Raw genomic sequence first — 21,022 nt, 5'->3', positions numbered from 1 at the left:
TCTAATTCCAGCAAGCAAGTAGGGGGCGCTCACTACTTGACCAAAGTCATATGTAACCGATTCCGAACAGGTCTGCACTTTCCATTTGACTGAAACTTCACGCAAATCGGTCGGAAAATTGGTGATCGGCGCATCGTAGCTACTGTGCATGACCCTTACGGTGACCTGCAATGGCATCCCTGGAGCGCCCACACCTCTGCGCGGAGCACCAGAGAGCATCCCCCACTCAGCTCCGACCGTTCCCCAGGGCATAGTTGCCCAAATATTCACTGCATAAGGGGTAACTAGAGCTGGGGCAGTTTCCGCAGCCAATTCCTCGATCTCGGACGCGCTCGGTTCAGGCGCGTCCGGCGGGGGTGCGGGCTCTCCCTCCAAGCCACTGCTCAACTGTTCTCGGCGCTCGGCCAGGGACATCGCGTCCTGCCGCGCCTGGGGCTGCGGCGCCGCAGCGCTCTGGCCGGCGGCCGCGTCGGGGACCGCTGCCATGGCCGCAGAACCCGGCCCCCCTGGCCAGGCGTTGCCCACCAGCAGCACCAGGACGAGCAGCAGCACCAGAGCTCGGACGTGCCACACACCAGCGCGAAGCATCAGCAACCCCCACCGGGGCGCTCCCCGATTCGTGAACGTGGTCAGGCGATGGGCGTCAGACCAGGAACCCGACGCCCGCGCCATCGGCACAGCAGCCGTGGCTTAAGGACCGGGTAAAAGTAACCAACCCAAGATCATCCGTAAAGGACGAAACCCAGCACACCTCTCACATCGACCGATAAGCCTGAAACAGAACATGCGTTGCACCAGGCGTAATGTGCTTAATAAAATCTCAAACCTGCAAAAAATGACCTTATGTGGACATGTTTTCTCTGCTTTCGCGAGCAACCGGTTCGCCCGAAGACAGGCAGACGTTCACCGGAGCAGCCTCGCCCCACCACACGACCATCCGGGCGGGAACTCCCTCACACCCCCGAAAGCCAGTTCCTCCCTGGAACGGACCTACGACGACGGGCTTTCAGGTCAATGATCTTGATGAGGCTGAGGACGCGATCCCGCGCTGCGCCCCATTGCCTGGCCGACGAGGGCGAGGCCGGGAGGCACGTGTCGAGTACGGAGCAATGGACGCACTCCCACGCCCTATGGCTCCTCCGACGGGCCCTCGCCCGTGGGGTGTGTCATCACCTCGCCATGATGTTTCTCCGGGTGAACCCATGACACGGCGTCACTGGTGCCGATACGCAGCGCAAAGAAGACTGGGGGTGAATCCGCTGGTCGAGCCCGGCCGCTCCGGTCCCCGGCTCACTCCGCCTCCCGGAGGCGGCCGGCGTTCCCGAACACGAACGAGAGGAACGGCATGGCACTGCCCGACCTGATCCCGGTCGAGGACCTTCTCGGTCTGCCGGAGCGCGCCCGCGCGTCGATCTCACCCGACGGCACCCGGATCGCCTTCCTGGCACCGTGGAAGAACCGGCTCAACGTCTGGATCCACGACCTCGAACCCGGTTCCGAGCCCAGGTGCGTCACCGCCGACGAGACCCGCAACGTGGTGCGCTACGAGTGGGCCGACGACCCGCGCTGGCTGCTCTACCTCCAGGACGACGGCGGTGACGAGAACTGGCACCTGTACCGGGTCGACCTGGACACTCCTGGAGCCGCAGCCGTCGACCTCACCCCCTTCCCCGGGGACAGGGTCGTGAGCTTCGAGCCGGCCGCCGACCGGTCGGGGAGGATGACCCTGTTGCTCGCCAGGGCGACCGGGGAGTTCCAGTCTTTTGAGCTCGACGTGCCCACCGGTGGACTCACGCCGCGGGACGAGGATCCCACCTCCCAGGCTCCGGGGCTGCTCCAAGCCGGCGAGTGGTTCGACGGCACCGACTACCCGTTGGGCGTCTACCCGATGCAGGCCACGCCGGACGGGACCGGCCTGTGGATCGGCTCCCACCGGGGCACCGACCTCACCCGTCTGGTCCACGTCGAGCTGGCCACCGGCGAGGTGACCGAGGTCGACAGCCACCCGACCATGGATCTCGAAACCCGGGCCCAGGTCTTCCCCACGCTCCCCTCGCCGCTGATCCTCGGCCGTCGAGGAGAACTGCTGGGGGTGCGCTACCTCGGTGAACGCCAGGTGATCCACGCCCTGGACCCGCACTTCGCCGAAGTCCTACAGAACCTGGAGAAACTGTCCGAGGGCGATCTGACCATGGTGTCCTCGGACACGAGCGGTCAGCGGTGGGTCGTCGCCTTCAACCACGACCGCGATCCGGGAGCGACCTGGTTCTACGACCACTCCACCGGCGAGTCCCGGCTGCTGTTCCGGCCCTACCCGCACCTCGACCCGGACGCGCTGGCCCCGATGCGCCCGGTCACCATCACCGCACGCGACGGACTACGGCTGCCGTCCTACCTGACGCTGCCCGTCGGGGTGGAGCCGACCGGTCTGCCGATGGTGCTGCTCGTGCACGGCGGACCGTGGACCCGGGATGCCTGGGGGTTCGACAGCAGTGTGCAGTTGCTGGCCAACCGGGGCTACGCGGTGTTGCAGGTGAACTTCCGCGGCTCGACCGGTTACGGGAAAGCCCACGCCCAGGCCGCGATCGGGGAGTTCGCGGGCAAGATGCACGACGACCTCATCGACGCCGTGGACTGGGCGGTGGAGCAGGGCTACGCCGACCCCGAGCGGGTCGCGATCATCGGGGGCTCCTACGGCGGCTACGCCGCACTGGTGGGGGTCACCTTCACCCCCGACCGCTTCGCCGCAGCCGTCGACGTCGTCGGTATCTCGAACCTGGCGAACTTCATGCGCACCCAGCCCGCGTTCGTCCGCCCTGGCCTGGTCAACAACTGGTACCGCTACGTCGGCGACCCCGAGATCCCCGAGCAGGAGGCGGACATGCTCGCCCGCTCCCCGATCACCCGGGTCCACGAGATCCGCACGCCGCTGATGGTGGTCCAGGGCGCCAACGACAGCCGTGTCGTGCGGGAAGAGTCCGACCAGATCGTCGAATCCCTGCGCGCCCGCGACGTCGACGTCGAATACCTCCTCTTCGGCGACGAGGGACACGGCTTCGTGAACCCGGAGAACCAGATCACCCTGTTCGGCGCCATCGAGCGTTTCCTCGCGCAGCACCTGGGAGGACGGGAGGACCACGCCTGAACACGACCGCACCGACCTGCTCGACCCCCTTACGCACCTGGGAGGACGGACCATCATGACCGACCACGACCACGACCGCGCCGACGGGACCCCGCGCGAGAACGTCCGGGAAAGCGCGCACGAGACCGTCGACGGGGCCGCACGGCCGGGAGAGCCGCCCGTCGACCTGAAAGCGGAGGTGCTCAAGGGGCTGGGCGGTCCGTCGGGGATGGTGTACTCCGCCCTGCCGGTCGTGGTCTTCGCGGCGGCCGTTCCCTTCCTCTCGTTGCTGGTGGCGATCGGGATCTCGATCGCCGTCGCCCTGGTGCTGACCGCGTTGCGGATGTGGCGCGGTGAGCAGTTCGCGCCCGCTATGGGCGGGGTCATCGGGGTCGTGGCCGCCGGAGGCATCGCCGCCCTGACCGGATCGGCCAACGACTTCTTCCTGATCGGGATCTGGGTCTCCCTGGTGGGAGCCGTGGTCATGCTCGTCTCGCTCGTCGTGCGGCGGCCGCTGACCGGAATGATCTGGAACGCCGTCCACGGCAACACGCACCCCTGGCGAAAGGACCGGCCCTCGCTGCGCGTACACGACCTCGCCACCCTCGCCGTGATGGCCATGCTAGCCGCCCGGTTCGCCGTGCGGCAGTGGCTCTATCTCGCCGACTCCACGACCGGGCTCGCGATCGCCGACACGGTGACGGGCTTTCCGCTGACGGCGCTGGCCGCGGTCGTCGTCATCTGGGCGTTCCGCCGCTCGACCAAGCGGCTCATCAAGTCCGCCGGTGCCTCGGCAGCTCCCCGGGTCTGACCGGTCCGCCCGGCATCGGGCCCCGGACGGGGTTCTCCCGGGGAACGCCCCGACGGCGGTCAGGTGGTGGGGATGGGGACCTTGGTGAGCTGCTCGGAGATCCGCCAGATCCGCTCGGCGTCGTCGGTTTCGCGCAGGCGGGAGTAGATGCGCTGTTCGGCGGGCGGACCGCCGAGGTTGCCGGGGCCGCTGGGCCCGTAGAGCGCGCCGGGCTCGGCGCCGGGGTCGGTCGCGGCCATGAGGGCGGGGAGTTTGGCGGTCTCGACGGTGCCGAGGAGGATGCCGAAGGCCGACAGCGCGCGGATCAGACGGACCGGCAAGGTGTCCTTGGCGCGGCCGACTTCGGGGCGGGCGGCGAGGAGGCTGGTCGGGGCCACTCCCGGGTGGGAGAGGTTGCTGGTGATGCCCCATCCGTGGGCCTTGCTGCGTCGGTCGAGTTCGAGGCCGAAGAGTCCGAACGCGATCTTGGACTGGCTGTAGGCGCGCATGCCGTGGTAGGAACGCTCCCAGTTCAGGTCGTCCCAGTTGATCGTGTTCCGGTTCGCCGCGACGCTGATCTGCGATGTGACGCGGGCGCGGCCTGCGCGCAGCAGCGGGAGGACGTGGCCGACGAGGGCGAAGTGGCCGAGGTGGTTGGTGCCGAACTGGAGTTCGAAACCGTCCGCCGTGGTCTGCCGGTTCGGCGGTGTCATCACCCCCGCGTTGTTGATGAGGATGTGGATGGGGCGGCCCTCCTGGCGGAGTGTGTCGCCGAGGGCCGCGACCGAGTCGAGCGAGGAGAGGTCGAGTTCGCGTAGCGAGACCTGCGCATCCGGGTGGCTTCGGCGGATCCTCGCGACCGCGTTCGCGCCCTTGTCGGGGTTGCGGACGGGCAGGACGACCTCCGCGCCGGCCGCGGCCAGCCGCTCGGCCATGCCCAGACCCATTCCGTCGCTCGCGCCGGTGACGAGCGCGCGCTTTCCGGCCAGGCTCGGCACGGTGATGTCGATGATTCGGCGTGGCATGGTTCTGCTCCTTCGTGACGTCGTTGACGCGTGCCCGGTGAGGACTCGGCAGGCGTTCGGGGTCTTCTCGTTCAACGGATGCCGGGCTCCGCATGCGGACCGGGCGATGGTCGCCTGATCGCGCCGCCCGCGATCAGGAGGGACCGGCCGATGCCCCGCCCCGCCGGATTCCCTGCGTCGGACCCGCGGCGACGGCGGTCCTGCCCGAGAGGTCCGTCGTCTCCCGTTCTCTGTCGTACTCGGTTCACCGCATCGATTCTCGGCCCAAGCCGAGAAAGCAGCCACGGCCTCCCGATCCCAGGCTCACCTGGGCGCGCCTGGGGCCGGCATAGGGGGATCGGCGATCCGTGGTTGCCGTCGCGCGCGGATGGTAGACACGGAGCAGCACCTCGGCGGAAGGGATGTCGTGATCGATCGCCTCGGCTTGGCGGAGTTCCTGCGGAGACGCAGGGAGGCGCTACAGCCCGAAGACGTGGGTCTTCCGCGCGGGCAGCGCCGCAGGACCAGCGGATTGCGGCGCGAGGAGGTCGCGGCGCTGTGCCACATGTCGACCGACTACTACTCCCGACTCGAGCGGGAACGCGGGCCTCGGCCGTCGAACCAGATGCTCGCCTCGATCGCCCAGGGGCTGCACCTGTCACTCGACGAGAGGGACCACCTGTTCCGCCTCGCCGGGCAGAACCCGCCCGCACGCGGCACGGTCAACGAGCACATCAGCCCCGGTCTGCTGCGGGTCCTCGACCGCCTGGACGACACGCCCGCCGAGATCGTCACCGAACTCGGTGAGACGCTGCGGCAGACCCCGATGGGTGTCGCGCTCACCGGCGACACGACCGGATACACCGGGCCTGCCCGCTGCTCGGGGTACCGGTGGTTCACCGATCCCGCGGTTCGGCGGTTCTACGCGCCCGAGGAGCACGCTTTCCTCACCCGCATGTACGCCTCGGGCCTGCGCGAGCTCGTCACCCTCCGGGGCCCTGACTCGCGGGCCGCGTACCTCGCCGGCCTGCTCCTCGACCTCAGCGAAGAGTTCCGCCGGGTGTGGGAGGACCACGAGATCGGTGTGCGTCCCCACCATGTCAAGCGCTTCGTCCACCCCGAGGTGGGCCCCCTGGAGCTGAACTGTCAGCGACTGGTCGACCCCGGCCAGGCGCACTCACTGCTCGTCTACACCGCCGTTCCCGGCAGCGAGAGCCACGAGAAACTGCGCCTGCTGTCCGCCGTCGGGCCCCGGGCGCTTCGCTGAACACGTTCCACTCGCACTGCCGGAACCGTCATCCGCCCGCTTCGGGTGTGCACCCGTCGCCGCAGCAAGCCGTGTGCCGCGGCATGTGTATTGAGCCCCCTCTCGGGCGGGCACCACCGGCGAGGCCTCCCGTTCTTCCGGACCGGGTGCTCGGCGGTCGGCGGGAGCCAGGACGATTTTTCAGTGCTCGGTGCCGAGGTCCGCTCGATGCCGGAGAAGCAGGTCGACGAACGCGGCCGTGCTCCGGCTGGCACTGTCGGAGTCCTTGACGACGAGCGTCGCGCTCCTTCGGGCCCACGGCTCTTGCAGCTCGTACAAGGCGGCCGGGGAGACACCGTGTCGCCTCGCCGACTCGCGCGGCACGACGGCCCGTCCCGCGCCGGTACTGGCGACCGCGCAGACGGCCCCCAACGCGGGCAGGCGAACACGGTAGGCGGGTTCGATGCCGCGTCCGCGCGCGTATCGGTCGACGAGGTCCTGCAAAGGGCTTCCCTGGAGCAGGCCGACGATGGGGTCACGAAGCACTTCTTCGAGACCGAGAGGGTGCCGCGCCGCAGACGTCACCGGCCCGACGACCACCAGGCGGTCGTCCCACAGCGGGCGCGTCCGGCAGGGCGCGCCGGCCGGGACCGAGGAGACGACCGCGATATCGGCGCGGTCGTCCAGCACGTGCTGGACGGCCGCCTCACTGCCGAGCTCCGTCATGGTGACAGCCGTGTTGGGCAGGCGGTTGAGGGTCGCGGCCAGGAACTCGACGAGGGCGTCCGCAGCGGAGCTGTTGGTGACCAACCTGACCGTGCTCTCCAGCCCACGGGCACGGGCCGCCATGCCGCTCTCCAGGTCCTCGGCACCGGCGAGCAGCCGGCGCCCCTGGGCGGCCAGGGCTTCTCCGGCCGGAGTCGGCAGGACTCCCCTGCGTCCGCGGTCGAGCAGACGCACGTCGAAATGACGCTCCAGCGAGGCGATCCGGACGCTGGCCGCGGACAACGACAGATCGCACCGTTGGGCGCCGGCCGTGATGGAACCGGTGTCGACCACCTCGACGAAGAGTGCCAGGTCGCGAAAGTTCATCCACCGCTCTCCTTCTGCCTTCACCGGACCGGAAGCCAAACCGGGAACGGCGAAAGGCTCCGGCGCCTTTCTCGGCCTAGATTCGCTTCAAGGCTTCCGAATCCCCGAAGGCCAACAAAGCAGATGGGAGCGACTGATGGCAACCAGACGCAGTCGTGTCCGGCAGTGCGTACGAACGCTGCTGCGTCTGCCCGGACTGCGGGCCGGCGAAGAGGCCTTGGAGGCGGCCAGGGTCTGGGGCCCTTTTCCCGTGGCATCGGCGGAGCGCGCGTACCGCGAGCAACTCCACGTGATCGTCTGGCTGTTGGAGGACGGTCGCACACAGGAGGCGATCGACGTGGCCTGCCAAGGACCGTGGAGGCACGGCGACGGCGCTCGCGGGCCGGTCTCCGGGCAGGATCCTCGCTGATCGCAGGGTGCGCCCCGACGGTTCGGACACGGCGGGAACGCCGATCGGGCGGATCCGGGTGGACGCGGCACCCCGGGGCTCAGGGGGGCAGCTCGGTACGGATCGTTTCCAGAACCCGCTCCAGGGTCGCCAGGGTGGGTGTGCCCGAGAGCGAGATCCGGAGAGCGGCCGGCGGATGGGGCCTTACCGAGAACTCGTCGGCCGTGGAGACGAGGATGCCCTGCGCGGCAAGCGTGCGCTCCATCTGCACGGCTCGGATCCCGGACGGTAAGCGCAGCCAGCCGAAATAGGCCGCCGGATGGGCCCGGTAGTCGAGGCCGGAGAACACGCGTGCCGCGACGTGCTGGCGGCTCCGGGCGTCGATCCGCCGCTGGTGTGTCCACCTGGTGATCGCGCCGCTGCGGAGCCAGGCGACAGCCAGGGCGGCAATGATCGGAGGCGTTCCCCAGCTGGAGGCTTTCAGGGTACGGACCAAGCGGTGGCGGTGCGCGGTCGGCGCGACGAGAAAACCGAAACGCAGACCAGTCGCGAGGTTCTTCGACAGGCTCGCGACATAGACGGTTCGTTCCGGAGCGACTGCGTACAAGGGGGCGGGAGCATCGGGCGCGAGGAACGCGTAGGTGGCGTCTTCGATCAGGAACGTGTCGTACCGGCGGGCAACGGCTGCCATCCGTGAACGGTCATCGGCGCCCATGACGCTGCCGAGCGGATTGTGCAGTGTCGGCATGGTGTAGACCGCCTTGACACTGCGCTCGCGACACAGTTTCTCCAGCGATCCGAGGCTCATGCCGCGGTCGGTGTGCCGCACGGCCGCGAGTTCGATCCCTTGGACGTCGGCGATGAGCTTGATGCCCGGGTAGGTGAGTTCGTCGACCGCGATCACGTCACCGGGGCGGGCGAGGGCCCTGAGCACGGTGTCGAGCCCGTGCTGTGCCCCGCCGGTCAGCAACACGTTCTCCGGGGCGACGTCTATGCCGGCATCGAGGAGGTGCGTCGCGACGACGGCTCGGTCGGTGCTGCGGCCCCCTGGCGGATGTTGGACGAGAAGCGTCTCGATGTCTCCCGTCGCGGCCAACTCGCGCAGCCTGTCGCGGAGGTCGTCCGCCTGGCCCGGATCAAGAGGTTGGTTGAAAGCCAGGTCGGCGACCCGGTTCCCGTGCGCGACGCGCTGCGGCTCGACCCCGTCGTAGCCGAACTGCTCGCGGACGAACGTCCCCCGCCCCGGTTCTCCGACCACGAGCCCGGCTTCGGCCAGTTCTGTGTAGACACGCGTTGCGGTCGCCAGGGCGATGCCGTGGTCGCGGGCGAGTTCCCTGTGGGTGGGCATGCGTGATCCAGCGGCCAGCCGTCCGCTGCGAATCGCCGCAGCGAACCGGTCGACGATCGCCTTGTACCGAGGCTGCCTCACCGTTCTCCGCCAACTTGTATCTAGGACATTAAGGTGATTGTACTGAGATCAGTCACTAGCGTGACGCCATGGATCGAGACGAAGTCGACGCGAACGCCCCTGAGCCCCGGGGCGAGGAACTGCCGGTTCTGGCCTATCTGCAAAGGGCGGTGTCCGGCACCCTGCGTCCGGAGCAGCGCACCCACATGCGCTATCCGACGGCGATCTCCCAGTTGCTCCGCTTCGAGATCGTGGAGGTGGGAGCGGGGAGCGCCACCTTGCGCGTCCGCGCCGACACCAAACTGCACGGCAACCAGCAGGGCACGGTCCACGGCGGTTTCCTGGTCGAGTTGGCCGACGCGGCGATCGGCACCGCCCGCTCGACGCTCATCGGGCCGGGCCAGTCGTTCACCAGTATCGATCTCAGGGCGACCTTCCTACGGCCGGTCTGGACGGGCGAACTGCTCGCACGCGCCCGTCCGACCCATTCGGGCCGCACCATCACCCATTACGCCTGTGACATCATCCGCGCGGACGGCACGACCGTCGCGACGGTCTCCAGCACGGTCATGACATTGTCCGGCGACAAAGCCACCGGGCGATGAGGGGCCGGTGGGCAGGACCCGCGGCGGTCGGGGTCGTCCGGGACCGTCGACGCCCGCCCCGACACCGCCCCGACCTCCGGCGAACCACGACCGTGCCCCGCACATCATCCGGGGCACCGGGGGCGACAAGGACCTGATACCGCATTCGTGGTGGCCCGCATCACATCAACAGCGGGTTGAGCACGCCGTAACGGCACGGTCTTTCCCTGGACGCAGACCGCAACGAGTCGCCGAGTCCGAACGAAAGGAACGACATGGCCTTCCCAGAGTCGAGTTCGCCGGACGAGACGACCACGACCGGCCACGTTCGCACCGCTTTGCGCACCACTGCTTCACCCGACCCCGGGAGGACGCGATGACCGAAGCCGACCACGACCGTGCCGGTCGCCATCTCCTTGCTCCCGCTGCCGGTCACGGTCGGGATCGCGATCACCGTCGCGTCGGCGCCAGCCGTGTTCCGGATGCGGCGCGGAGAGGGCGTCTCCGCGGCCATGGGCGGGGTGATCGGCGTCGCCGCCGCCGGGGGCCTGGCCGCCTGGACCGGATCGGCCAACGACTTCTTCCTCATCTGGATCTGGGCCGCCCTGGCAGCGGGCCTGGGCACGCTGGCCTCGGTGGTCGTGCGCCGGCCGCTGACCGGCGTCATCTGGAACGCCGTCCACGGCGGCAAGCATGCCTGGCGCCAGGACGCCCCTTCGCTACGTGCCCACGACATCGCCACCCTCGCGGTCACGGCCATGTTCGCCGCGCGTTTCGTCGTGCGGGAATGGCTCTACCCCGCCGGTTCCACCAGCGGGCCGGCCTTCTCCGATGTCGTGTTGGGCTTTCCGCTGACGGCACTGGTCGCCCTGGTCGTCATCTGGGCGTTCCGCCGCTCCGCCGAGCGCCTCGTCACGTCCGACAGCGCCAAGGCCGCGGCGCACGCCCAGAGTCACCGGGGCACCGGCCGGGGGCGGGTCCACGCACGCTCAGACCATCGAATCCGGCACCACGGGGACGGCGTCGTGATTGAAGCTGGGTGCTTCCGCGGCGACGAGCTTGCGGGCGGGCGGCCGGGCGGCGAGCTTCGCCACCGCCTGGACGATGTCCGCCAGCACCATGTCGGCCATGTCGAGGCTGAGGCCGTGTCGCACGATGATGCGCTGCACCGCGACGTCCTGCTGTCCGGGAGGAAGCGTGTAGGCGGGTACGAGCCACCCGCGGGTGCGCAGCTCCTCGGCCACGTCGAAGAGGCTGTACGGCGCGTCCCGGTCCGCAAGTGTCCACGTGATGGCCGGAATGCCGCGCAGGGGATCGGCGTCGAAGAGGATCTCGAACTCCTCGATGTCGGCCACCCCTCGGGCGAGATGCCGCGCGACGGCGTAGGTGGCGGACTGGACTTTGGTGTAGCCCTGCCGACCCAGGCGGAAGAAGTTGTAGTACGAGCACACCACCTGGCCTCCCGGGCGCGAGAAGTTCAGGTTGAAGCTCGGCATCTGGCCGCCGAGGTAGTTGACGTCGAAGATCAGCTCCTCGGGAAGGTCCTCCTTCTCCCGCCAGATCGCCCATCCGCTGCCCAGTGGCGCCAGCCCGGTCTTGTGCCCCGAGGCGTTGATCGACTTGACCCTCGGCAACCGGAAGTCCCAGCACAGCTGGGGGGCACAGAACGGCGCGACGAAGGCACCGCTGGCGGCGTCGACGTGGATCGGGATATCGAGGCCCGTACGGCCCTGGAGATCGTCCAGAGCGCGGCTGATCCCTTCGACGTCCTCGAACTTCCCCGTGAAGGTCTGGCCGAACGTCGCGACGACGGCGATCGTGTTCTCGTCGCATCGGGCGATCGCCTCGTCGGGTGTCATGACGTGCCCCGGCCCCATCGGCACCTGCCGGATCTCGACGTCGAAGTACCGCCCGAATTTCTCCCAGCACACCTGGACCGGTCCGCAGACGAAGTTGGGACGTGAGACGTCCTTGCCGAGGGCTGCGCGCTGTTTGCGCCAACGCCACTTGGCAGCCAGGCCGCTGAGCATCGCCGCCTCGCTGGAGCCCGTCGTGGACGTCCCCAGGGTGGCCGTCGGGCTGGGCGCGTGGAAGAGCTCGGCCAGCATGCTGACACAGCGCGTCTCCAGCTCCGCGGTCTGCGGGTACTCGTCCTTGTCGACGATGTTCTTGTCGATGGAGTCGGACATGAGCTGCCGGACCTCCGGTTCGACCCAGGTGGTGCAGAAGGTGGCGAGGTTCATCCTCGCCACGCCGTCGAGCATCAGCTCGTCGTGCACGAACTGGTAGATCTGCCTCGGGTCGTTCTCCGCCGAAGGGAACCGCGACTTGGGTGCGTGGCTCAACATCGGGGAGGACGCGAATTCGTCGTCGAACTCCTCGGGCGCACCGGCCGGGTCCTGGCTAGTCGTCATGAGGCATTATTACCCCGCCGACCTGCGGATCGGGGTCGTTCGCCCCCTCGTGTCCCAGGGCAATCGGCCCGGCGGCAACGGTGGTCGACGCCCCGCCGTACCTCCGGCCGTCTACCCGGGCCGACGGAACCAGGGGCGGTCGCCCCGCACAGCATCCGGTGGGAACCGGGTCACTGCGAGGAATACGTGTCCGCGGTCCCGCGGTCCCGGTCGGCTGTCGGGAACCGGCTCCTCAGGACTCGCTCCCGGGCTCGGCCTCGGCCTCGGACGGTGCGATGTGGATCGTGACGTCCTGCTCGCGAAACGCTTTCAACTGCGCCTCGTCCACCCCGTCGTCCGTCACGAGGGTCCAGCCGGTCCCCAGCTGTGTCCAGGCGTGGAAGGGGGCCGCACCGATCTTCGAGGAATCGGCCAGGACCACCACCTCGCCGGAGGCGCGGATCATCAACTCCTTGAGGCGGGCCTGGTCCCGGCCCGCCTCGCAGATGCCCAGGTGCGGATCGACTCCGTCCGCCCCCAGGAAAACGCGGTCGAACGTCATGCGTTCCAACGCCGCCTCAGCGATCGGGCCGACCATGCTGCCGCTGACATCGCGCAGGCGCCCGCCGATGCATTCGACGGTGATCCCCGGGGCGTTCGACAGGGTCTCCAGGGTCTTCAACGCGGTCGAGACGACCGTGAGGAGCGATCGGTTCCGGAGCGCCCTGGCGAGGGCGAGCACGGTGGATCCCCCGTCGAGCATGAGCACTTCACCGTCCTCGACGAGAAGCGCCGCGCGGCGTCCGATCGCCGACTTCTCCAGATGGGCCCGGCCGAGCCTCTCCCGTAGCGACGTCTCGGGGTGCACGCCCACGGGGATCGCGCCCCCGTACGTGCGCGCCAGCCTTCCCTCCCGGTGCAGGGAGGCGAGGTCGCGGCGAATCGTCGACGGGGTCACGCCGAACCGGGCGGACAACTCCTCCACCGAAGCAAGCCCTACCGTCGTGGCCTGTTCGTAGATCGCCTCGCGTCGGCGACCGGCGGGTACCGGAGTGTTCATGGCACCCGATGCTATCCCGCTGCGCGGTCCGCGCACCGCGTCGTTCCTCCCCGCGCGACGCGACACGGCGCGGGTGCGCCGTTCACCCATCCGCCCATCAGGCGATGCTGGAAGAACGAACGGAGTTGCGCGAAGTGCGCATCCACAAGGGAATCACTCGTGAACAGACCCTTTCTCTCTGCGCAAAACGAGCGAGTCTATTGCGTAGTGTGCGCAATCACAGTACCGTTCCCGTGTGTTGCCACCGGGTTAACGCGCGTTTAAGGAGGCTGTCTTGGTCGCGAACGCATCGCCTCGCGCAGAGCACGAACGATTCGATCCCTACGCCCTGCGCAAGGAGCACGCCCTCGAACCTCCACGCACGTTGCGCGGCCGGTTGCGCTACCTCGGACCGGGGCTCATCATCTCGGCCGCCGTGATCGGTTCGGGCGAACTCATCACGACCACGGGCCTGGGTGCCCAGGCGGGATTCGTCCTCCTGTGGCTCGTCGTCATCTCGACGGCGATCAAGGTGTGGGTCCAGGTCGAACTCGCCACCTGGACGATCCTCAGCGGCAAACCCGCCCTGGAGGGGTACGCGCAGATCGCGCCGAAGACCCGACGCGGCAGCTGGATCACCCTGCTGTGGATCGTCATGGACTTCGCGAAGATCCTGCAACGCGGCGGCATCATCGGCGGCGCGGCCGCCTGCCTGTCGATCATGTTCCCCGTACTGGGAGAACCCCTCAGCTTCCCCTCGCTCGCGTTCTGGACGCTCGTGACGCTCGTCGCCACGGTCGCACTCCTCATCACGGGCAAGTACTCCGTGGTCGAGCGCGTCGCCTTCGCCTCCGTGGTCGTGTTCACCCTCGTCACGGTCGCGCTCGCGCTGGGCCTGCCGTTGACCCCCTTCGCCTACACCGGCGGCGACCTCCTCGGCGGCCTGAGCTTCGCCCTCCCCGTCGGCGCGATCGGCCTAGCGGTCGCCATGTTCGGCCTCACCGGGGTGGGCTCCGACGAGATGACCACCTACACCTACTGGGTCCTGGAGAAGGGGTACGGCCGCTGGACCGGACCCGACGACGGGTCCGAGGAGCGCGCGCAGCGCGCCGAGGGCTGGATCAGGGTGATGCGTCTGGACGCCTTCGTCTCCTGGGTGATCTGCACGGTCTGCACGCTGTCGTTCTACCTGATCGGCGCCGCCGTCCTGCACCCGCAGGGCCTGGTGCCGCAGGGCAACGACATGATCACCACGCTCTCGCGGATGTACACCGACGTCCTCGGTTCGTGGGCCCAGTGGGCGTTCCTCCTCGGCGCGTTCGCGGTGCTGTGGTCGACGTTCGTCGCCTCGACCGCCTCCGTGCCGCGGCTGTGGACCAACACCCTGGGAATCCTCGGCGTGTTCGACTGGACGAACGTCAAGGTCCGCGAACGGATCATCCGCACCCTCACCGTGTGCTACCCCATCGTGTGGGCACTGAGCTTCCTGCTCATCCAGTCGCCCGTCGTCATGGTGATGATCGGTGGCGTCGCCTCCGGGCTCTTCCTCGTGGCCGTCGTGATCGCGGTGTGGGTGCTGCGCCGCCAGGTCGACCGCCGTTTCCGGCTCAGCCCCGTCTGGACGACCGCCCTGGTCATCTCCAGCATCGCGATCGGCGCCCTGGGGATCTACTCCGTGGCGACGATCTTCGGCTTCACGATCGGATAGTTGGGAAGAGATGCGAGTCCTGGTCACCACTCCGAGCTTCGGGGCCCAGTCCGATGATCCCTGGCGCGTCCTGCGCGAGGCGGGGGCAACGATCGTCCGCCCCACCGCACCGCACCCCCTGGACGCCGCGACACTGGCTGCCGAGGCCGCCGGATGCCAGGCGATGATCGTGGGCCTGGACGACGTGCGGGGCCCCGCACTGACCGTCGGGGGCCTGCGCGTGGTCGCCAAGCACGGTGTCGGCTACGACAACATCGACGTGGCGGCCGCCCGGGCGGCGGGCATCGAGGTGGTCCACGCCCCTGGCTCCAACAGCGGCGGCGTCGCCGACCTCACGCTCGGACTCATCCTGGCCGCCGCCCGCGACCTGGTAGCGGCGCACGCCTCGTGCCTGGCCGGGCAATGGCGGAGGTTCCCGGGCCTGGAGTTGGCCGGCAAGACCCTGGCCGTCATGGGATACGGCCGCATCGGCCGGGCCGTCGCGGCGCGCGCCCGCGCCTTCGGCATGGAGGTCGTCGCGTTCGACCCCTATGTCGGCGAAGAGGACCTCGGTGACGGGGTCCGCGGTGTCGGACGCGAGGAGGCGCTCGCCCTCGCCGACATCGTCACGCTGCACATGCCCGGCGGCGGCGAGCGGATCCTCGACCGCGCCGCGCTCGAAGGACTCAGGCCCGGGGCCCTGGTCATCAATGCCGCCCGCGGCGACCTGATCGACGAGGACGCCCTCGCCGAGCTCCTGCACAGCGGCCACCTCGGCGGTGCCGCGCTCGACGCCCTCGCGGTGGAGCCCCTGCCGGAGTCGAGCCCGCTCAGAAACGCCCCTCGACTGATCCTGACCCCGCACATCGGTGCGCAGACCGACCTCGCGAACAGGTCGATGGGCGTATCCGTCGCCCGCGACGTCCTGAGCGTCCTGGCGGGCGAGCGCCCCGACCATCCCGTACCGACCTCCTCGCACTAGGAAGGCCACGCCATGAGCACCCCACTTCCCACCCGAATCGGCGGAGCCGTGCTGGGCACGATGACTTTCGGCGACACCGTGGACGAGGCGACGGCCGCGCGGATCATCGACCTGTCCGCGAACGCGGGCGTGCGGATGATCGACACGGCCAACGCCTACGCCGCCGGCCGCACCGAGGAGATCCTCGGCCGCGTCCTCACCGGGCACGAAGGCCGCTTCCTCGTCGCGACCAAGGCGGGCATGCCCCACGACGACGCCGGCGACGCCGCCCTGCTCTCCCGGGAAGGGATCCACCGCTCGTTGGAAGGCAGCCTCCGGCGGCTGGGCATGGACAAGGTGGACCTGTTCTACCTGCACCAACCGGACCGGTCGACGCCCGTCGAGGAGACCCTCGAAACCGTTGGCGGGCTCCTCTCCGAGGGCCGCATCGGCGCCTACGGCGTCTCCAACTACGCCGCCTGGCAGGTCGCGGAGATGAACGCCACCGCCGACCGGCTCGGCATCGACCGCCCCGTCGTCGCCCAGCAGCTGTACAACCTCGTCGCCCGGCGCATCGAGAACGAGTACGCCGAGTTCGCACGGACCGCCGGCCTGCACACGATGGTCTACAACCCCCTCGGAGGCGGGCTGCTCGTCGGGCGGCACCGCTTCGAGGAACGCCCCGACAGCGGCCGGTTCGGTGACTCGCGCCTGGCGGGAATGTACACCGAACGCTACTGGAACGCCCGGCTGTTCGAGGCGATCCGCTCACTCACCGACATCGCCGCCGGAGCCGGGATCTCGCTCATCGAGCTGTCGCTGCGGTGGCTGCTGTCCAAACCCGTCACGGACTCGGTGCTCGTCGGCGGCTCCCGTCCCGAACAGATCTCCGACAACCTCGCCGTCATCGCTCGCGGCCCGTTGGACGACGACACCGTCGCGGCCTGCGACGCGGTCGGGGAGGAACTGCACGGCCCGATGCCCGCCTACAACCGCTGAGGAGCACACATGCACCACGCCTCCACCGTCATCGAGGACCTCAAAGCCGGCGGGACCGCCGTCGGATACTGGGCCGTGCTCGACTCGCCCGTCTCCACCGAACGGGTCGCGAGGACCGGGTACGACTACATCGGCATCGACGCCCAGCACGGCCTCATGGGCTACGACGGCGTCCTGCGCAACCTCATGGCCATCGATGCCGCCCACGGACCGGCGGGGATCGTGCGCGTGGCCGCGAACGATCCCACCGTCATCGGGCAGGCTCTCGACGCGGGTGCGCTCGGTGTCATCGTGCCGCTGGTCAACAACGCCGAGGAGGCCGAGGCAGCCGTGCGCGCCGCCCGCTACCCCGGCCGCGGCATCCGCTCCTACGGGCCGATGCGTTCCGGGCTGCGGGTGGGTCCCAAGCCTCAGGACGCCAACGCCCAGACCCTCCTGCTCGTCATGATCGAGACCGAGGAAGGGCTGCGCAACGTCGAGGAGATCGCCGCCGTCGACGGGGTCGACGGCCTCTACATCGGCCCCTCCGACCTCATGCTCGCCGTCGGCGGCGCCTACCCCGGCGACCCGGAATCGGTCGACGCGCTCGAGGAGGCCGTCACGCGTACCCGTGACGCCGCTGCCGCCGCAGGGATCGTCCCGGCCATCCACACACCCGACGGAGCAACAGCGCGTCGCCGTTTGGACGCCGGGTTCCGGATGGTGACGATCGCGTCCGAGCTCACCCACCTCGAGGCGGTCGCGCGCGGCCACCTCGGCGACGCACGGGGATGAGCGCGACGATGCGGCGCCCCGCTGCGGCGACCGTCCGCGCCGTGTCCGTGATCGCCGATGACATGACGGGGGCCGGGGACAGCGCGCTCCAATTCGTCCGGACGGGATGGGAGGCGACCCTCCTGCTCAGCGGCGAGGCCCCTCCCCGTCCGGACCTCGCGTCCCCGCGGATCGTGGCCCGCTCCACCGACGTGCGCGCCGCGGATCGGGGGACGGCCCGGACCACGACCGCCCGAGCCGTGCGCGCGGCCATGGCCACAGCGGGCGACCGCGTCTACCTCAAGATCGACTCGACCGGGCGCGGATCGCTCGGGGCCCAGGTCCGCGGCGCGCTCGACGCCTGGGGTGAGGCCGTCCCCGCCGCGGCCGTGGTCTGCCCCGCCTACCCGGAGGCGGGACGCACCGTCGTCGACGGCTCTTTGCGGGTCGACGGCGGTCCAGCCACCGGTGGAGCGGCCGGACGCGACCCCGTCACCCCGCTGACGACCGACGACCTGGCCGCCCTCACGGGCGGCCGTCGCGCGCGCACCGACGAGATCGCCGGCCTCGAACCGGGCGACATCGCCGTGGTCGATGCGCGCACGCGCGGAGAACTCGACGCGATCGCCGCTGCGGTCCGCGATGCGGGCCCGCGGATCCTGCCGGTGGGCTCCGCCGGGCTGGCGGGCTCGCTCGGCCGCGCCTGGAACCCCGCACCGGCGTCGGGGGGCGGGCGGGCGCGGCTTCCTGCGCCGACCGACCTCGTGTTCGTGACCTCGCTGCACCCCGTCAGCAGCGGACAGATCCACCACGCCGCGACGCACGGCGCCGCCGAGGTGCACGAACTCCCTGCGGACCGCGTCCCGGATCCCGCCGTCCTCGCCCGGCTCCTCGGGGAGGCCGCCGGGCCGCCCCGCAGATGCCTGGTCCTGACGACACCACGGCAGCGGGACGGGGCCGACAGCGGCCCCGGGGCCCGCGATATCGCGCAGCGGCTGGGAGAGGCGGTCGCGGGCGCGATCGCCGACCGCGCACCGCGCGTCGTCGGACTTGTCGGCGGCGACGGCGCGCACACCGTGCTCGCCGGCCTCGGCGCGTCGGCGGCGCGCGTCCTCGGCGCGATCGACGAGGGCATGCCGATCCTCGTGCTCGACGACGGGCTCGTACCCGGGCTCGTCGTCTGGACGAAAGCCGGAGGGTTCGGCGGTACCGACCTGTTCACGACGCTTTTCGCCGATTCCTCCCACCGATAGGAGACAACCGCATGACCGCACCGACCCAGCTTCCCCGCCTGGCCGTCACCCTCGGTGACGTGGCGGGCATCGGCCCCGAGATCCTCGCGCGCACCCTGTTGGAGCACCCCGGGTTGCGCGGGCGCTGCATCCCCGTCGTCGTCGGCGACGCCGCGGCGATGCGTCGCGGCGTCGAGATCGTCGGTCTCGATCCCGACACGGTCCGCGTGATCGCCGATCCACGCGAGGCGGCCAACGACCCAGGGACGATCGAGATCGTCCAGACCGGCACGGACCTCAGCGAGGTCCCCCTCGGCGAGCTGTCCGCGACCGCGGGCGACGGCGCCTACCGGTACGTCGTGGAGGCCTGCGCGCTCGCCAAGAAGGGCGCGGTGGACGGAATCGTCACTCCCCCGCTCAACAAGGCGGCCATGCACCTCGGCGGCCACCCCTACCCGGGCCACACCGAGCTGCTCGCCCAGGAGTTCGGCGTCGACAACTACTCGCTCGTGCTCGGCGCCGGGGACCTCTACCTGTTCCACCTCACCACGCACGTGTCGCTGCGCCAGGCCATCGAGGACATCACCCCGAAGCGTACGGACCAGGTGCTTCTCCTGGCCTCGGCCTTCTCCCGCGCCCTGGGCGACGAGGACGCCCGGATCGGGTTGGCGGGCCTCAACCCGCACGCGGGGGAGAACCGGCTCTTCGGCAACGAGGACGCCGACGTGCTCGCCCCCGCGGTGGAGCGCGCCCGCGCGGCGGGGATCGACGCCCACGGGCCGATCGCCGCCGACGCCCTCATCCCGCAGGCGGTTCGCGGCCGCTGGAACCTCGTGATCGCCTGCTACCACGACCAGGGGCACGCACCGTTCAAGGCGGTGTACGGCGACGACGGCGTGAACATCACGGTCGGCCTGCCGGTCGTCCGCGTGTCGGTCGACCACGGGACGGCCTTCGACATCGCCGGTCAGGGGATCGCCCGTGAGGCGTCCCTCGTGCTCGCGATCGAGCGGGCCGCGGAACTCGCACCCGGTTGGCACCACGTGTGGGAAGCCGCGCGCAGCACCGCCCGGGGGGCAGCCGACGAGGCCGCGGTCTGACCCGGGGCCACGATCATCGGGGGTGGAGACGGCCGGGACGGACGTTTGCGCCCCCGGCGGGTCAACGGTTCGTCATGCCGGCCGGTACCAGGGCCCGGAACGGGCCGGGGTGACCGGAGGAGCAGGTCCGGTGGAGAGGGCTGCGCGGATACCGCGCCCAGGCGATGATGCGCACGCGGGCGGGGAGCCCGATCCGGGTCTCACGCGTCGGGGACGATCACGACCTTGCCGACGACGGTGCGGGACTCGGCCAGCGCCAATGCCGCCGCGGCATCCGAGAGCGGGATGCGGGCGGCGATCCGCAGCGCCAGGACTCCCGCTGCAAGGAGCCGCAGTACCTCGGTCAGGTCCGCGCGCAGCAGGGCACGGCAGGCGTCGGCGCGGCGGCGTCCGGCCCAGAAGTTGTAGAAGTGGGCGCTGCGGCCGTTGGGCAGCGCGTTCCACGCGGCGAGCCGTCCGAAGAGCGTGAGCACGGGCAGGCGGGAGCCGCCCTCGACGCCCTTCGTCGAGGCGGTGCCGTAGGAGACGAGTGTGCCGCCGCGTCGCAGCAGACGCCGGGAATGCACCAGGACCGTACCTCCGACGTGGTCGAACACCGCGTCCACCCCGTCCGGCGCGAGGGCCGGGATCTTCTCGTACATGCCCGCCTCGCGGTAGTCCACGGGGGTGGCGCCGAGCGCGCGCACGGCCTCGTGGTGGCGCGGTGCGGCCGTGCCGATCACGGTGATCCCTCACCTCCCTATGTCGTTGGGGAAGGCGGGTGTTAGGCGGGGAGGCAAAGTTTCTCTGCCCGGCATCGGAGCACCGTGCTCGTGCGTCGGTGACGGGGAAGGGGAAGTCGTGCCATGGACAAGCGGGCGGGGTCGACGCGCGCCCGCACGCGCGGGGGCTCCCCCGGGAAAGGGTGACTCCGTGCTGCGTCCCATGGGCGTTCCTTCCCGGGACACGGCACATGGTCGACACAGAGCAGTGGCAGCGGTCCTCGTCAGGGGTCCGACCCGCAGGGGCGCAGAAGCTCTTGCCGTCGCTTCCAGAGCATGGCCGAGGTCGGCCGCCTCGTTCTCCAGCCGCTCGGGCTCGACTACCGGTTCGGTGTCTCCCGCCCGTGGGGGCTTTCTGGTCGCCCCTTCCGAAGCGATCCGGCACATGGTGCTACTCCCCTGGGGCCGCCGGGGAGGGGGCCGCGGCTGGTGGCGATGCCGGCCCCACCAGCACGGCGGGC

At 70.0% G+C, this 21,022-nt stretch carries 17 protein-coding genes and 1 pseudogene; 12 read left to right on the top strand and 6 right to left on the bottom strand.

Annotated features, from left to right (window positions below; translation table 11 throughout):
• Positions 1–1,345 precede the first annotated feature (1,345 nt).
• Both QSJ59_RS07155 and QSJ59_RS07150 read left to right on the top strand, forming a co-directional pair.
• Positions 1,346–3,145: a S9 family peptidase gene (locus QSJ59_RS07155; protein WP_285758092.1), complete on the top strand. Its 1,800-nt coding sequence runs from the start codon at positions 1,346–1,348 to the stop codon at positions 3,143–3,145.
• 55 nt (positions 3,146–3,200) lie between these two features.
• Positions 3,201–3,935, top strand: a complete 735-nt coding sequence (locus QSJ59_RS07150; RefSeq protein ID WP_285758091.1) for a DUF3159 domain-containing protein — start codon at positions 3,201–3,203, stop codon at positions 3,933–3,935.
• Positions 3,936–3,994: 59 nt separating this feature from the next.
• Here the strand turns inward: QSJ59_RS07150 and QSJ59_RS07145 are convergent, their stop codons facing one another.
• Entirely contained in the window at positions 3,995–4,939 is a 945-nt protein-coding gene (locus QSJ59_RS07145) for an SDR family oxidoreductase (RefSeq protein ID WP_285758089.1), read from the bottom strand.
• Between the two features lie 406 nt (positions 4,940–5,345).
• On the opposite strand from QSJ59_RS07145, the gene QSJ59_RS07140 reads away from it, so the two are divergent.
• Positions 5,346–6,185: a helix-turn-helix transcriptional regulator gene (locus QSJ59_RS07140; RefSeq protein ID WP_285758088.1), complete on the top strand. Its 840-nt coding sequence runs from the start codon at positions 5,346–5,348 to the stop codon at positions 6,183–6,185.
• A 180-nt stretch (positions 6,186–6,365) separates the two neighbouring features.
• Here the strand turns inward: QSJ59_RS07140 and QSJ59_RS07135 are convergent, their stop codons facing one another.
• Positions 6,366–7,256: a LysR family transcriptional regulator gene (locus QSJ59_RS07135; RefSeq protein WP_285758086.1), complete on the bottom strand. Its 891-nt coding sequence runs from the start codon at positions 7,254–7,256 to the stop codon at positions 6,366–6,368.
• Between the two features lie 136 nt (positions 7,257–7,392).
• On the opposite strand from QSJ59_RS07135, the gene QSJ59_RS07130 reads away from it, so the two are divergent.
• Positions 7,393–7,665, top strand: a complete 273-nt coding sequence (locus QSJ59_RS07130; protein ID WP_285758085.1) for a hypothetical protein — start codon at positions 7,393–7,395, stop codon at positions 7,663–7,665.
• Positions 7,666–7,744: 79 nt separating this feature from the next.
• Here the strand turns inward: QSJ59_RS07130 and QSJ59_RS07125 are convergent, their stop codons facing one another.
• A complete protein-coding gene (locus QSJ59_RS07125; RefSeq protein ID WP_285758083.1) occupies positions 7,745–9,073 on the bottom strand; it encodes an aminotransferase-like domain-containing protein in 1,329 nt (442 codons plus the stop codon).
• Positions 9,074–9,141: 68 nt separating this feature from the next.
• Here QSJ59_RS07125 and QSJ59_RS07120 point away from each other — a divergent pair, with 68 nt between their 5' ends.
• A complete protein-coding gene (locus tag QSJ59_RS07120) occupies positions 9,142–9,657 on the top strand; it encodes a PaaI family thioesterase (RefSeq protein ID WP_285758082.1) in 516 nt (171 codons plus the stop codon).
• A gap of 377 nt (positions 9,658–10,034) precedes the next feature.
• Positions 10,035–10,481: pseudogene (locus QSJ59_RS07115) on the top strand (DUF3159 domain-containing protein); the annotation flags it as partial.
• A 144-nt stretch (positions 10,482–10,625) separates the two neighbouring features.
• Here the strand turns inward: QSJ59_RS07115 and gad are convergent.
• Positions 10,626–12,050, bottom strand: a complete 1,425-nt coding sequence (gad, locus tag QSJ59_RS07110; protein WP_285758081.1) for a glutamate decarboxylase — start codon at positions 12,048–12,050, stop codon at positions 10,626–10,628.
• Positions 12,051–12,282: 232 nt separating this feature from the next.
• A complete protein-coding gene (locus tag QSJ59_RS07105) occupies positions 12,283–13,089 on the bottom strand; it encodes a DeoR/GlpR family DNA-binding transcription regulator (RefSeq protein ID WP_285758080.1) in 807 nt (268 codons plus the stop codon).
• A 274-nt stretch (positions 13,090–13,363) separates the two neighbouring features.
• On the opposite strand from QSJ59_RS07105, the gene QSJ59_RS07100 reads away from it, so the two are divergent.
• From QSJ59_RS07100 to pdxA, 6 genes are read left to right on the top strand one after another with little or no spacing between them, the layout of a single operon-like run.
• The gene (locus QSJ59_RS07100) at positions 13,364–14,776 is read left to right on the top strand and encodes an Nramp family divalent metal transporter (protein ID WP_285758079.1); all 1,413 of its coding nucleotides are present in this window, start codon (positions 13,364–13,366) and stop codon (positions 14,774–14,776) included.
• Positions 14,777–14,786: 10 nt separating this feature from the next.
• Positions 14,787–15,737, top strand: coding sequence for an NAD(P)-dependent oxidoreductase (locus tag QSJ59_RS07095; protein WP_285758078.1), 951 nt, complete (start codon positions 14,787–14,789; stop codon positions 15,735–15,737).
• A gap of 12 nt (positions 15,738–15,749) precedes the next feature.
• Positions 15,750–16,715 (top strand): aldo/keto reductase, encoded by a 966-nt coding sequence (locus QSJ59_RS07090; protein ID WP_285758076.1) that lies wholly within the window; start codon positions 15,750–15,752, stop codon positions 16,713–16,715.
• A gap of 9 nt (positions 16,716–16,724) precedes the next feature.
• The gene (locus QSJ59_RS07085) at positions 16,725–17,489 is read left to right on the top strand and encodes an HpcH/HpaI aldolase family protein (RefSeq protein WP_285758074.1); all 765 of its coding nucleotides are present in this window, start codon (positions 16,725–16,727) and stop codon (positions 17,487–17,489) included.
• Between the two features lie 8 nt (positions 17,490–17,497).
• Positions 17,498–18,721 carry a four-carbon acid sugar kinase family protein gene (locus tag QSJ59_RS07080; RefSeq protein ID WP_285758073.1) on the top strand — a complete coding sequence of 408 codons (1,224 nt, stop codon included), beginning with the start codon at positions 17,498–17,500 and terminating at the stop codon, positions 18,719–18,721.
• Between the two features lie 11 nt (positions 18,722–18,732).
• Positions 18,733–19,800: a 4-hydroxythreonine-4-phosphate dehydrogenase PdxA gene (gene pdxA, locus QSJ59_RS07075; RefSeq protein ID WP_285758071.1), complete on the top strand. Its 1,068-nt coding sequence runs from the start codon at positions 18,733–18,735 to the stop codon at positions 19,798–19,800.
• Positions 19,801–20,000: 200 nt separating this feature from the next.
• On the opposite strand, the gene QSJ59_RS07070 is transcribed toward pdxA, so the two are convergent.
• Entirely contained in the window at positions 20,001–20,522 is a 522-nt protein-coding gene (locus QSJ59_RS07070; protein WP_285758070.1) for a zinc-binding dehydrogenase, read from the bottom strand.
• Positions 20,523–21,022: the final 500 nt, after the last annotated feature.

This window comes from Nocardiopsis ansamitocini (assembly GCF_030268225.1).
GTDB classification, from domain to species: domain Bacteria; phylum Actinomycetota; class Actinomycetes; order Streptosporangiales; family Streptosporangiaceae; genus Nocardiopsis_D; species Nocardiopsis_D ansamitocini.
This window is presented reverse-complemented; position numbering and strand designations above follow the sequence as displayed.